Consider the following 13,212-nt stretch of genomic DNA (forward strand, 5'->3'; position numbering starts at 1 on the left):
GCGCCAGCGCCGCGACGCAGGCGCAAGCGCAGGCGGGGGTCTTCAGTCGAAGGCAAGCACCGCCCTGCCGCGGTGCCCGCGCTGGGCGATCCAGGCCAGCGCCGCCGGCGCCTGCTCCAACGCGAAGCGCTGCGTGGCCAACGTCAGGGCGCCTGCGCGCAGCAGTTCCAGCAGTTGGGGCGCCGCCGCCCGCCCCTGGGCCTCGCGTCGGTACATGTTGAGCGGCAGCAGCCGCACGTCCCGCTGCATCAGCAGCGGCAGCGACAGGCCCACCTGTTCGCCGGCCGTGTAGCCCACCAGCACGATGCGACCGCCGGGGCTGACGGCGTCGAGCGACTGTTCGAGCACCGGGCCGCCCACGGTGTCGACCAGCAGGTCCACCGGCGAGTCGGGGCTTGGTGCGTCGACGACGGTCGCGCCCCAGGCGCGCGCCAACTGAGCGGTGATGCTGCCCACCGCGCCGCTCGCGCCGGTGACGCCCACCCGCTCGCCCGGCTGCAGATCCGCCACATGCCGCAGGGCCACCCAGGCCGATGTGCAGGGCGAGAAGAAGGCCGAGCCCAGCGCCATGTCCACGCCGTCCAGCAGCAGGCCGATGGCGTCGTCGGGCGCGTCGATCAGCACGCACCAGGTGCCATCGCGCCGCGTGCCCAGTCCGCCGCCGCGCAGCCACACGCGCGTGCCGGGCGCGAAGCGTTCCGACTGCACGACCACGCCGGCCGCCTCCACGCCGGGCGTGTAGGGCAGCGGTGGCGGCGACAGGAAGCCGCCCTTCATCACGGTGCGGTCCACATGCGCGACGGTCGCGGCGGCCGTGCGCACCAGCGTATGGCCGGGGCGCGGCTGCGGATCGGGCCGCTCTTCCAGGACGGGCGCCTGGCCCCAGGCATGGACACGCCAGGCTTTCATGGCGCAAGCCCCTCCAGGAAGGTGTGGACCGCAGCGGCAAAGGCGTCGGGCATCTGGTCGGGCAGCGGCACCATGCCGCCTTCGATGTCCACCCGCGTGGCGTGCGGCAGGTGGTGCATCAGCTCCTGCACATGCGGTGCGGCGAAGGGATCGGCCGTCGCACGCAGGATGCACACCGGCTGCGTGAGCAGGCCGATGCGCTCCTCCATGCGGTAGGCCGCCACGGCACGGTGGCCGGCCTCGGGGTCGACCACGGCCAGCGCGTCGCGCACGAAGGCTTCGAGCAGCTCGGGTCGCTGCGGCGGATAGAAGCCCTGGCGCCGCTGCCACAGCGCCATCAGGTGGCTGCCGTCGGTGCTGGGCGCCACCTCGTCGATGGGCGGCCGTTCGGCGCGGGCCTTGCGGAATGCGGCATCGGTGAAGGGCGTGGAGGACAGCACCAGCGAGGCCACACGCGCAGGGGCCAGCGCAGCCAGCTCGATGGCGACCACGCCGCCGGTGTGATGGCCGACCACATGCACACGCGGCAGCTGCAGCGCGTCGATCAGCTCGAGCGCCACCTGCGCGAAGTGTTCGATGGAGGCCGGCCCTTCGCCCGCCGCCGAGTCGCCGAAGCCGGCCGTGTCCATGGCGATGGCATGCCAGTGCTCGCCCAGCCGGGGCAGCACCGCCGCGTACTCGCGCCAGCTGCGCGGTGACTGGTGCAGCAGCAGCACCGCCGGTGCGGCCGGGTCGCCGCAGGCGGCATGGTGCACCTGGCCCACCGACAGGTCGGTGAAGGCGCGGCGGATGGCGAGGCTCATGACTGCACCTCGTCCTGCGGGCCCCGCCACAGGCCAGCACTGCGCAGCTGGGTCAGCGTGCGGGCGAGCACGTCGGCGCGGTAGGCCGCCAGGTCGCGGCCCTCATAGTCGTGGAAGCCGCTGCCGGTCTTCAGGCCCAGGCGTTGCTGGCGCACCATGTCCTCGACGATGGCAGGTGCGGCATAGCGCGCCGGGTCGATGGTCTGCGACATCTCGCGACTGGCGTGGTGCAGGATGTCGCAGCCGCCGAAGTCGATGAACTCCACGACGCCCAGTGCCGCGAAGCGCAGGCCCAGGCCGAAGCGGGTGGCCTTGTCGATCTCCTCTGCAGTGGCGGCGCCCTCCTCCACCATGCGGGCCGCCTCGTTCATCACCAGCGCCTGCAGGCGCGGCACGATGTAGCCGGGCGTGGGGCCGCAGACCACGGGCAGCTTGCCGATGCCCTCCAGCAGCGCCTTGGTGTGGGCCAGCACCTCCGCGTCGGTGCCGGTGTGGCAGCTCAGCTCCACCACCGGGATCACATACGCGGGGTTGAGCCAGTGCATGTTGAGGAAGCGCTCCGGCCGCCGCACCAGCGCCGCCAGCTGCGTCACTAGGATGCTGCTGGTGGTCGAGGTGAGGATGGCTTCGTCGCGGCAATGTCGGTTGAGCCAATCGAAGGCCTCGCGCTTGGCCTCCAGGGTCTCGGGCACGCCTTCGAAGACCAGCTCGGCCGCGGCCAGGGCGGCAGGGGCGTCGCCCACGCGCACCAGTTGCACGCGGGCGGCGATGGGCGCGACCTGCTCGTCGCGCAGCACCCCCTGGCGGGCCAGCCCACGCAGGGCGCCGTCGATCTCCGCGGTGGCTTCGGCCGTCAGCCGTGCCCACGCCTCGTCGCTGCGCTGTCGCAGATCGACGAGCGCGATGCGGTGGCCGGCGTAGGCGAAGGCGATGGCGATGCCGCGCCCCATGCGGCCGGCACCCACGGCCACGAAACGGGCGGACGGCGCCTCGCCCTCCGCGGCCCCTTGGGCGGCGACCCCGCCGGCGGGCGCCACCGGAGCGGTCGGCTCATTCGCCATCGTGCAGCCTCTGCACCAGCGCCTCGCGCGACAGCGAGGCCAGGCCCAGTGCCTCGAAGCTGCGCGGTCCCTGCCGCAGGTCGCGTCCGAGGAAGCCGCCGACGATGGCCAGCAAACCGTGCGCGATGGGCGCATCCACCCCGGCATACCGGGCCGCCGAAGCCAGAAAGGCCAGGCCCAGTTCGGTGTCCTCGGTGATGTAGCGGTGGCCGTAGAGGTCGATGTTCTCGCGCCAGTCGCCCGACTTCACCAACTGCTTGTGGGCGTCGCCATACATCCAGCGGTCGTTGTCGTAGTGGTCGGCCAGCGGATAGTGCGGCGCACCCTGGCCGAAGGCCTCGCGCACGGCGATGCGCTCGTGGTCCAGGCGGTCGGTCACCTGGCGCACGGCGCGCTGTGTGCCTTCGTTGTGGATGTCCCAGCGCTCGAAGTGCTGCAGCGGCGCGGCATTCATCACCATCAGCGGCGGATGGATGATGGGCCCCGCATTCATCAGCGCGCCCGACAGCGCATCGCCGCAGCCATGCACCGACGGATAGGCGCCGCGGATCACGGCGATGGCCTGCTCGGTATGGCGCGCCGGGTAGACGCCGGTCGGCAGGCGGATGGCGCGGATGGTGACGTTGACCTCGCGCTCACCATGCTTGCGCGCGAGGTAAGGCAACGTGCCGGTCTCGGCCCAGGCCACGTCGGCCCGGTTGCCGGACTCGCGCACGATGCGCGCCATCACCACGCTGCCGAAGGTGCCCGGCGGCAGGAAGACCACCTGGCCATCGACCAGGTGGGGCGCCATGGCGCGGGCGATGTCGGCCTGGGCCGTGGCCGGCACCGGCACCACGACGAGTTCTGCGTCGCGCAGCGCCTCGCCGATGTCGGCGGTGGCCAGGGCGATGGGCACGTCGCGTGCCCCGGCCGCATCCTTCAGGCGGATGCTGCGCGCCTCGACCACCGGCTGCAGTGCCTGCGCGTCCCTGCGCCACAGCCGTACATCGTGGCCGGCTTCCGACAGATCGGCGGCCGCGGCGTAGCAGCCGTGCCCTCCACCCAATACCGCAATCCTCATGTCTGCTCCTGGTCTGGCAGGCGGACGAGGGTCCAGCCGAGGCCATATAAACATTACTTTTGATTGGTTTAGTTGTCAACTTAATTGATGCCCATTGGGCACCTATGGCCGCGGGGCTGCGACGGGGAGCTTTCGCCACTTCGGCGCGCGTCCCCGTCGCCTGGCAAGTTGGATCGCTGCTGCTGTCCCGAGGCCTGTCGCGGGTGCCACGAAACTTTTTTCAGCGCAGTGTTGACCGCCTCTGAAAAGGGTGCATATAATCGCGTTCTTCGCTGAGTTGATCGACAGATCGACGCAAGCGGGCTCTTAGCTCAGTTGGTAGAGCAGCGGACTCTTAATCCGTAGGTCGAGTGTTCGAGTCACTCAGGGCCCACCAAAATTCAGAATGGAATCAAGCACTTAGGTCTCGCGACCTAGGTGCTTTTTTCTTTCCTGCCCCGGCCTGTGACAGATTTGTGCCATGAATGGCCGCCTCAACGTCACACAGGCCACCGAGTCGCTCCGCGTAGGGAGCCAGATGATCAGCGGCAAGGTGGGCGTACCGCCTCACCATGTCCGTGCTCGACCAACCCCCCATCTCCTGCAGGACGTACAAGGGTGTGCCGCCTTGCACATGCCAGCTCGCCCAGGTGTGCCGGAGGTCGTGCCACCGAAAGTCTTCAATGCCCGCGCGCTCCAGCGCCGTGTACCAGGCCTTCGTGCTGACCTGCGTGATCCGGCTTCCCCGAAAGCTGAACACATGCGTGGCATGTTTGCCCAACTGCTTGGCCACCAAGGCTACCGCTTCCGCATTGAGCGGAACCGGGATCGCCTTGCGTGCCTTCGCCTGGTCGGGATGTATCCATGCCAGCCGCCTGTCCAAGTCCACCTGCGTCCACATCAACCCGGTGACGTTGGCGGCCCTCAACCCCGTGCAGAGTGAGAACGCTGCCATGTCCGCCAGGTGCTCCGGCAGCTCGGCCAGCAACCGTCGAGCTTCATGCCGCTCCAGGTACCGAATGCGCCGTCCAGACTCCCGCAGCATTCGCACCGCAGGTGCCTTGTCCAGCCATTCCCAGTCCCTGACACACTTGCGCAGAATCGCTCTGACCAGTGCCAGCACGCGATTGACCGTCGCGTTGCTGCATCCCCCCGCCAGCTTGTCTTCCGTGATCTGATCGAGCAACGCCCGGTTAATGGTCTCGAGCTCCCGGCCGCCGAGGTGCCTGTCCAGCCACCTCAACTTGGCCCGGTCTTCTCTTGCCGTCGCCTTGTGCGACTGCTCCTTCAACCACCTGACCGCTGCGTCGTTCCACGTCCTCCTTGGCCTTTCGCCAAGCCTGGCGACGCGCCACAGTTCAGACTTGATCCGGTCCTGGAATTCCTGTGCGAGGACTTTGTTGGCAGTCCCAGTAGTGCGGCGTACTCGCTCTCCGCTTGGAGCGACGAGGTCGACCCACCAGACACCGCCTCGCTTGCGTAGTGACATTGCATATCCTTTCTCAGTGTCACTTGCAGCGCTTGCCGAGGGACAGCATAGCGCGAACGAATGTGCTCGACCAGGTCGTCCTCGATGAAGACCCAGGCACGCCCGACTTTGGCGCCGGGTATCTTGCCGGCCTTTGCGCGTGCACGCAGTTCCTGTGGGTGGCACCTCAGAAAGGCGGCAGCTTCAACTAGGCCCAGTGTTTTCATGAATCGGCTCCTGCCCGCTCAGGCCGCGCGGCGCCTGGTTTGCCTGCCGTGCCCGCCTGATCAAGTGACAGGCGTCAGGTTCACTTCACGAGTCATCTACAACAACTCAGTGCGGCGTACTGCAGCAGTCTGCGGAGCGAGGTCGCGATGAGAGCGCTCGGGCGGCTGGTCAGCCCCAACCCACAGCCTAAGTTTCCCCGAGGGCGGCGATGTCCGACTCGGCACCGACAATTTCGCCATGGCGCACCTGATCAGCCCCGAAGAGCTCCCTCGTTGGGTCCCGGGGGAGGTGCTGTGCTCCAGCGAAGGACTTGCCTGGAAGGATGTCGGTCTGCGCGTCTATCGCTACGAAGGCCTTGGCGTCGAGGTGCCCCAGCTGACGCAATTCATGATCGTGGCATATCGGCACGGCAGCACGCGGGTGGACCGACGGTTCGACGGGCGCTGGACCCGTACGGAATGCCATCCCGGCGACGTGTCGCTGCTGACCCGCTCGCAAGCCTCCCACTGGCACTGGACTGAGCCGGTCGACGTGGCGCATGCCTATCTCTCAAAGTCACTGGTCTCGCGCATAGCCGCCGACATGTTCGAAAGGTCGGTCAGCGATGTGCGGCTGCACGACCTGTTGCGGGTGCAGGATCCGGTCGTCAGCGGCCTCGTGAACGCCATGGCGTCCGAGACCAGCGACACCGCATTGGGCGGCGCGCTCTATGTCGATGCACTGAGCACTCAACTGGCGGTCCACCCGCTGCGCCGCCACGCCTCGGTCGATCTCGTCGAGCACTCGACCAGCGGGCGATTTGCGCCCGCCTTGCGTCGCCGCATCGCGGACCACATAGAGGCGCATCTGGAGCAGAACCTGACGCTGGACGTGCTCGCGGCCCTCGCGAACACGGGCGTGTGGACCTTCACGAAGCACTTCCGGATGTCGTTCCAGACCACGCCCACCACTACATCGTCGAACGCCGGCTCGCGCGTGCCCAGGAACTGCTGAACCAAGGCAAGCTTCCGGTCAAGGCGGTGGCGAGCGCATACGGCTTCGCCGAACAGGCGCACCTCACGCGGGTCATGCGCGCCAAGCTGGGTCGCACGCCGGCTGAGCTTCGCAAGAGCCGCAGCCACTGAGCTGCGGCGCGGCAGGCAGCTGCTCTGCCGCTCGGCGTCCCTTCAAAGACTGCACCGGCTTCTTCAAGACCGAGCGAAGGCGCCTGCCTATCGTTGGACCACGTCCTCGCCAGGAAGGTATCCGCAGGCGGCGCCCCCGAGCCGTGCGCACCGTAGTCAACGGTGCGCGAACCCGGCGGCATGCTGCAGGCAGTGCTCTGCGCGAGGCGTCTTCAGCCCCATCGTGCCGGCCTCGACCGGCGAACGGAGACAACATATCCAACATTCAAAACGTGACCATGCTCGGTGCCGGCGTGCTCGGCGGTTAGATCGCCTCGCATAGCGCCTACAAGGGAAAGAACGTCGTCGTCTACGACGTCGCGGCCGATGCCCTGGAAGCCGGCAGACGAGCCCACGACCGGTATGCTGAGATCTACAGCAAGGACCTCAAGGCTGGCGATGCCGACATCGCCGCCACGCGCGGCAGACTGCGCTACAGCGCCGACTTGGCTGACGCCGTGAAGCAGGCCGACTTGGTGATCGAGGCCGTGCCCGAAGTGCCCGTTATCAAGACCGAGGTCTACCGGAAGATGGCGCCACTATGCCATCGCACACGTTGATCGCCACCAACTCCTCCACCCTGCTGGCGCGCGACTTCGCCGCTGCCACGGGCCGTCCCGAGAAGTACTGTGCGATGCACTATGCCAACCTGATCTGGATCAAGAACGTGATCGAGGTCATGGCGCACGCGCGGACGGCGAAGGAGACGCTTCGCCAGGCGACCAAGTTCGCCATCGAGACAGGCATGGTGCCGATCGCGGTGCAGAAGGAGCAGAACGGGTACGTGCTCAACACTTGGTTCGTTCCGCTGATCGCCGCCGCACAGACGCTGGTGACCAACGGCGTCTCCACGCCCGAGGACGTGGACCGCACCTACCTCAAGGTCAATGCGGGCGCCGGCATGGGCCCATTTGCGCTGATCGACATGGTCGGCATGAAGACCTTCTTCGACGTGCTGAGCTAATGGGGCCATCAAAAGAAGGACCAGCAGATGCTGGACAACGCGGCCTAAATCAAGGCGCACTTCCTGGACAAGGGCCTGATGGGGCTGCCGACCGGCGAGGGCTACTACAAGTACCCGGACCCGGTCTTCCGGCGGCCGGACTTCCCCGCCGTGCCCGACATGGCGCGCGTGGACGAGATCGTCGCGCGCATCCAGACGGACTGAAACCGGCCTTCGGCCGTGCGCACTCGATGAAGCGCGCGGCCTGCCCCACTCCACTGCTGCGGCTAAGCCCACTCAATGGTTTCCGACGGCCGGAAGCCCGCATGGATGCTGGAGTTGATGGTCATGAACATGGGTCTTTACCGTCGCTTCTACCGTCAAAAATGGAAAGCTTTTGCTGGCGCGGGAGATGGACCCAGTTTGACCGGCAGCAACTTTAGCCCATCAATTATCGATTGCTGGCGCCAGCCTCGGGGCATGCTACAGCCCCGATGACCGGCGATCCGAGGCATACCGACGGCGTAGACTTGCTTCCTTGGCGCGAAGCCCGCCCAGGGCGCAAGCCCCAATAGCATCAAGCGTCGAACTCCCCTCCCTCGCATGGACACCCTCACTCCAGAGGCGAGGTCCCGCCTCATGAGCCGGATCCGCGGCAAGGACACCAAACCCGAACTCGTCGTCAGGTCAATGCTGCACCGGATGGGCTACCGGTTCCGCATCCATCGCAAGGACCTTCCTGGCCGGCCCGACATTGTGCTCCCCAGGCATAGGAAGGCCGTGTTGGTGCACGGCTGTTTTTGGCATGGTCATCTGTGCAAGATCGCGCCAGGGTCGAAGTCAAACACTGCGTACTGGTCACCCAAGATCGAGGCGAACAGGGCCCGCGACCAGCGCAACCGCGTCGCCCTTGCCGAACTTGGCTGGCAAGTACTGGAACTGTGGGAATGTGAAATTCGCGACCTGCCGCGGACCGAAGAACGACTGTTAGCGTTTTTGAAGCCCGACCCTTGCCAACCCATGCCTCGCCGCTGAGCGAGCCGAGGGGTCCGCGGCGTTCACCACCCTGGTGTAAAATGGTGCATTCGCTCTTCAGTTCGGGGATCAGCCATGCGGACTCAGGCAAAACGCCATGACAGCGGGGCGCATGAGCGCACAGTCCGCGCTTCCATTAGCTTCCCGGAGGAGCAGTACCAGGTTCTTGAAAAAATCGCGGCAGAGAACAAAGTGTCTCTTGCCTGGGTGGTACGTGACGCGATCGATGGCTACTTGAAGTCCAGATGGCCGCTTCTCCCGCAAGGCACCGATGCCGAAGATGCGCAGCAGAGAAGCGAGAGAGCGTGAAAAACACATTTGAAAAAAGCGGTGAAGAGATCAGGGTGCTATCCCTGTTCTCAGGTTGCGGCGGCATGGATTTCGGCGTGGAAGCGGCTGGCGGCCACGTCATCTTCTCGAACGACATCCTGGCGGATGCATGCAAGACGCTGGAAAAGTACTTTCCCGGTGCAGACATCCGCAATGCGGACATATCAGGCATCCAGGCCTTCCCTGACGCCGACGTTGTTGTGGGCGGCTATCCTTGCCAGTCTTTTTCCATGGCCGGCAACCGGGATCCCGAAAAGGATGAGCGGACGAGCCTGTACAAGCAGTTCCTGCGCGTAGTCGGCATCGTCCAGCCCAAGTACTTCGTCGCCGAGAACGTGTCGGGCCTCAAGCAGCTGAGCAGCGGAACGTTCCTGAAGGAGCAGCTCGAGGCGTATGACAAGGCCGGCTACCACGTCACCTACAAGCTCTTGAACGCCAAGGGTTATGGTGTGCCGCAGTCGCGCAAGCGGCTATTCATTGTCGGCATCAGGAAAGACCTGAACCAGACGTTCGAATTTCCGAATGAAACCCACGGCAAAACGACCAAAGCTTCGGGTCCGCTGTTGCCGTTTGCGTCCCATGGCGACGCGATCAAAGGCCTGCCCCTGTGGCCAGAGGGCGAGTTCTACGAGCGCCCCGACGTAGAAGGCAACTTCTCCTGGTACTACATGTCCAGGAACCGCAAGGCCAAATGGGCGGACCCAGCATTCACTGTCGTCGCCAACTGGAGGCACATCACGCTGCATCCGGCTAGCCCGGTGATGACACTGACCTGGTCGAACCTTGCTGATGGCTGGAAGCAGCGCTGGGACTTTTCCGATCAGTACGAGCACTTAGAAGCAGACCCGAAGCGCAAGAAGCTTGAAAAAGCGCGCAGGCTTTCCTGGCGCGAATGCGCTCGCATCCAGACCTTCGACGCTAAGTTCACGCCAGTCGGCGATACGGAATCGAAGTTCACCCAGATCGGAAACGCCGTGCCGCCGAAGCTGGCGCAGGCCATATTCACCCACCTGTTCTCAGGTGCGGGACTCGTCGCGCTTGACGCGCCAGCCGTCCGCAAGGCCGCTTAAAAAATATGCACCTGCCCGGTGAGTCTCCCCAAGGATTGCTGTGAGCAGCGCAACTACCACGTCTCTCGTCAGCGCTGTCGTCTCCGCAGCGGAGATCTCCAAGAACGAAGCGCAGCTGCGGCACGAGCTGGAGAATGCCCTTGAGCAGGCTTGCGCCGAGCTATCCATTCCTTGGACGCCGTTTCAGCTTGAGCGCGCCCTCAAAGCGAAGGGCAAGCCTACGAAGTTCGCTGACGTAGCGCATGGCGCCGTGGTCATCGAATACGAGCCACCCAGGTCGTTTAGCGGCCGTGCCGGCGCGAAGGCGGTCCATGCTCGCCAGCAGGCTGAGGAATATGCGGAGCTGATCTCTGCCGAAGAAGGCCGTGCGCTCGGGGAGTACGTGCTGGTTGCATGGGACGGCGCGCACATCACTTTCGGGCATTTCGAAGGCGCGGCAGCTGCCTGGGAAGATGTTGTCGCGTTCGACCGGATCTCGGCTGAACGCCTGCTCTCTGCATTGGAAAGCAATGGCCGTCCGCTCGTCCACCCGCAGCTGCTGCAAGCATTGGTGGGGCCTGATTCTGAGTACGGCACAGCACTGATTCCAGAGCTATACGCTAGCATCTGCAAGGCCGACGCATCGCCCTCCACGACGAAAACCAAGATGCTGTTTTCGGAGTGGCGCAGGCTCTTCAGCCAGGTCGTAGGGTTCCAGCCTGCGCATATGAAAAAACTGCTTGCGCGGCAGGAAATCTCCCACCACCAGCCGTACCAAGAGAACCCTGCTGCGTACCTGTTTGCGCTCAACACATACATTGCCATCATCGCGAAAGTCGTAGCTGCCTGCGCACTTCCTAAGGCCAGCCAGAACGTGCTGGAGCCGGGCGTGCCAGTGGCCGAACGGCTACGCGCAGTGGAAACGGGAGAGCTGTTCGAACACGCCGGCATCCTGAATATGCTGAGCGGCGACTTCTTCTCCTGGTATCTCGACGACAGCGATTGGCCCCGCTACCAGAACGCTCTTGGCGCCATGCTGGGCAGGTTGGCCGGCGTTGACTTTGCTGTGTCGAAGAAGCATGCCGACACAACGCGGGACCTGTTCAAGGGCATCTACGAGCGGTTTATTCCTCGGGAGGTGCGGCATGCGCTTGGCGAGTTCTACACCCCGGACTGGCTGGCCGAACATGGGATGGATTTGCTTGAATGGCAGCCATCCGATTCGCTGACCGATCCGACGTGCGGATCGGGCACCTTCTTGCTTGAAGCAATCCGCCGCCGGCGTAAGGCGGACAGCGGTGCCACAGCCCAATCGCTGCTCGCAGGCGTCCACGGCATCGACCTAAATCCGCTCGCTGTCCTTGCAGCGAAAGGGTCACTTGCGGTTTTCCTGTCGCCGCACCTCGACCCAGCGCGCCCTATCCGGCTGCCGGTGTACTTAGCTGATGCGGTCTATCCAGCGGCGGTCGACTTCTTCTCGAACTACAGCCACATCCTTTACACGGAAGTCGGCCCGAGGGAGTTCTCAGTTCCTGAGAAGATGATCGAGCATCCCGACTTCTTCAGTATCTTTGCCAAGGTGCGGATGCTGATCGATGCGGACTTCCCAGCGGCCAAGATTTGCAGCGCGATCCTTGCAGACTTGCAAGCCATGGGGCTCGATCCGTCCGACATCGGCATCGTCAACACGACAGTCGGCAACCTCGTCGAACTCCATGACCAAGGATGGAACGGCATCTGGTGCTCCATCCTTGCCGACCGCTTTGCCGCTGGCGCGATCCCGCCCTCGTCCCATATCTGCGGCAACCCGCCATGGGTCAAGTGGAGCAACCTGCCAAAGGACTACGCTCAGTCGATCCAAAAGCACTGCAAGGGGCTCGGCGTTTTCAGCACCGACAAGTGGGTTGGAGGAATCGAGTCGGACATCTCGACCGTGATCACCTACCAGGCAGTGAAGCACTACCTCGCGCGCGATGGACGGCTGGGCTTCTTCCTCCCCGGGTCCGTCTTCACTACCGAGTCGAGCGCCGGCTTCAGGCGCTTCTCGATCGATAACGGCAGCCTGCAGTGCCGCGTCTTGCTGGTCGAGGACTACCAAGACATCAAGCCGTTCGACGGCGTCAGCAACCACCCGACGTTCGTGATGCTCCAGCGGGACGCGGAAACCAAGTTTCCTGTTCCCTACCACTCATGGACCTCAAGCCCAGATGGCCAGGCCAACCAGCGGACCTACGCTTCGGCGGACCAATTCCGCCGATCAGCAGCGCGCATCGATGGAACCGCGGTGCCGGTCCCTGGAGGCGATGGGACCCGTCCATGGCTAATCGGATCTGCGCAAGACCAAGCCGTTTTCTCCAAGGTTTTCGCCGCGAGCGCAAAGCCTGAGTACAAAGCGCGGAAGGGCATCACGACCGACCGTAACGGCATTTTCTGGGTCCATGCCACTGGCTCAGTCGGGACCAGCTTGGTGACCGTCCAGAACGCAGCCAACATCGGAAAGACAAAAGGCATCCCCCAGATCACCGCGGCTGTCGAGTCCGAACACCTTTTCCCGCTCCTGCGTGGGCGCGGCGTTACCCCGTTCAATGCAGTGCCGGACGCGGACCTCCGCATCCTGGTCCCCCAACGAGGCATGCACGGCGACCCTAACCTTCCAGCCACAAGTCCGCATACCTTTAAGTTCCTGAATCGCTTCAAGCCTCATCTCGAACAGCGATCCAGCTTGAAGAGGTTCCAGAAGGGGCAGGAGTTCTACTCTCTGTGGAGCACAGGCCCGTACACGTTTGCCCCATTCAAAGTGCTTTGGCGCGAGATGGGCAACACTTTTGCGGCAGCGTACATCGGGAGTGCAACGATCGAGCACGCGGGCGAAAAGACCGTGGTCCCGGACCACAAGCTCTACTTCATTCCAGTCGAATCTGAGCCGGAGGCGGCCTACCTGACTGGCTTCCTGAACGCCCCGACTATTGCAAAAGCAGTTTCTGCATATGCTGCACAGCTCAGCCTGGGCGCCAGCGTTGCGGAGTATCTGAACATCCCGAAGTTCGACGACACCGACCTGCAAATGGCGGCCATCGGTAGTACGGCCCGGGATCTCACGAACAGGGCCGGAAACATCCAGCCCGCAGACCTTGAACAGCTCGATCTGCGCGTCCGGGAACTGCTATCGATCTAAATGGAG

General features: G+C 64.7%; 12 protein-coding genes, 1 tRNA gene and 2 pseudogenes. 9 read left to right on the forward strand and 6 right to left on the reverse strand.

The window, feature by feature from the left end:
* Window positions 1-42 precede the first annotated feature (42 nt).
* From BXA03_RS20305 to BXA03_RS20320, 4 genes are read right to left on the reverse strand one after another with little or no spacing between them, the layout of a single operon-like run.
* Window positions 43-909 carry a quinone oxidoreductase family protein gene (locus BXA03_RS20305; RefSeq protein WP_076511021.1) on the reverse strand — a complete coding sequence of 289 codons (867 nt, stop codon included), beginning with the start codon at window positions 907-909 and terminating at the stop codon, window positions 43-45.
* A complete protein-coding gene (locus BXA03_RS20310; protein WP_076511022.1) occupies window positions 906-1,712 on the reverse strand; it encodes an alpha/beta fold hydrolase in 807 nt (268 codons plus the stop codon). Before BXA03_RS20310 ends, BXA03_RS20305 begins: the two co-directional genes overlap by 4 nt.
* A complete protein-coding gene (locus BXA03_RS20315) occupies window positions 1,709-2,773 on the reverse strand; it encodes a 3-hydroxybutyryl-CoA dehydrogenase (RefSeq protein ID WP_083716201.1) in 1,065 nt (354 codons plus the stop codon). Before BXA03_RS20315 ends, BXA03_RS20310 begins: the two co-directional genes overlap by 4 nt.
* A complete protein-coding gene (locus BXA03_RS20320) occupies window positions 2,763-3,836 on the reverse strand; it encodes an NAD/NADP-dependent octopine/nopaline dehydrogenase family protein (protein ID WP_076511023.1) in 1,074 nt (357 codons plus the stop codon). Before BXA03_RS20320 ends, BXA03_RS20315 begins: the two co-directional genes overlap by 11 nt.
* Window positions 3,837-4,136: 300 nt before the next feature.
* On the opposite strand from BXA03_RS20320, the gene BXA03_RS20325 reads away from it, so the two are divergent.
* Window positions 4,137-4,212, forward strand: a tRNA-Lys gene (locus BXA03_RS20325).
* Window positions 4,213-4,227: 15 nt separating this feature from the next.
* On the opposite strand, the gene BXA03_RS20330 is transcribed toward BXA03_RS20325, so the two are convergent.
* Window positions 4,228-5,304: a tyrosine-type recombinase/integrase gene (locus tag BXA03_RS20330; RefSeq protein WP_076511024.1), complete on the reverse strand. Its 1,077-nt coding sequence runs from the start codon at window positions 5,302-5,304 to the stop codon at window positions 4,228-4,230.
* A 62-nt stretch (window positions 5,305-5,366) separates the two neighbouring features.
* A pseudogene (locus BXA03_RS27550) lies at window positions 5,367-5,510 on the reverse strand (helix-turn-helix domain-containing protein); the annotation flags it as partial.
* A gap of 238 nt (window positions 5,511-5,748) precedes the next feature.
* Between BXA03_RS27550 and BXA03_RS20340 the strand changes: the two are divergent.
* From BXA03_RS20340 to BXA03_RS20365, 8 genes and pseudogenes are all read left to right on the forward strand, one after another.
* Window positions 5,749-6,504 carry an AraC family transcriptional regulator gene (locus BXA03_RS20340; RefSeq protein ID WP_200803409.1) on the forward strand — a complete coding sequence of 252 codons (756 nt, stop codon included), beginning with the start codon at window positions 5,749-5,751 and terminating at the stop codon, window positions 6,502-6,504.
* Window positions 6,411-6,635, forward strand: coding sequence for a helix-turn-helix domain-containing protein (locus BXA03_RS27555; RefSeq protein WP_200803410.1), 225 nt, complete (start codon window positions 6,411-6,413; stop codon window positions 6,633-6,635). The genes BXA03_RS20340 and BXA03_RS27555 overlap by 94 nt, the downstream gene beginning before the upstream one ends.
* A gap of 308 nt (window positions 6,636-6,943) precedes the next feature.
* Window positions 6,944-7,383, forward strand: a pseudogene (locus BXA03_RS27295) (3-hydroxyacyl-CoA dehydrogenase NAD-binding domain-containing protein); the annotation flags it as partial.
* 36 nt (window positions 7,384-7,419) lie between these two features.
* Window positions 7,420-7,638 carry a 3-hydroxyacyl-CoA dehydrogenase family protein gene (locus tag BXA03_RS27300; RefSeq protein ID WP_234983778.1) on the forward strand — a complete coding sequence of 73 codons (219 nt, stop codon included), beginning with the start codon at window positions 7,420-7,422 and terminating at the stop codon, window positions 7,636-7,638.
* A gap of 78 nt (window positions 7,639-7,716) precedes the next feature.
* Complete coding sequence (locus tag BXA03_RS27445; RefSeq protein ID WP_255377197.1) at window positions 7,717-7,842, forward strand: hypothetical protein; 126 nt, start codon at window positions 7,717-7,719, stop codon at window positions 7,840-7,842.
* A 378-nt stretch (window positions 7,843-8,220) separates the two neighbouring features.
* Window positions 8,221-8,652 (forward strand): very short patch repair endonuclease, encoded by a 432-nt coding sequence (locus tag BXA03_RS20350; RefSeq protein ID WP_076511026.1) that lies wholly within the window; start codon window positions 8,221-8,223, stop codon window positions 8,650-8,652.
* Between the two features lie 305 nt (window positions 8,653-8,957).
* Window positions 8,958-10,052 carry a DNA cytosine methyltransferase gene (locus BXA03_RS20360; RefSeq protein WP_076511028.1) on the forward strand — a complete coding sequence of 365 codons (1,095 nt, stop codon included), beginning with the start codon at window positions 8,958-8,960 and terminating at the stop codon, window positions 10,050-10,052.
* A 40-nt stretch (window positions 10,053-10,092) separates the two neighbouring features.
* Window positions 10,093-13,206: an N-6 DNA methylase gene (locus tag BXA03_RS20365; RefSeq protein ID WP_076511029.1), complete on the forward strand. Its 3,114-nt coding sequence runs from the start codon at window positions 10,093-10,095 to the stop codon at window positions 13,204-13,206.
* Window positions 13,207-13,212: the final 6 nt, after the last annotated feature.

Origin of the sequence: Pseudacidovorax sp. RU35E (assembly GCF_900156165.1) — a bacterium.
Lineage (GTDB): Bacteria > Pseudomonadota > Gammaproteobacteria > Burkholderiales > Burkholderiaceae_C > Xenophilus.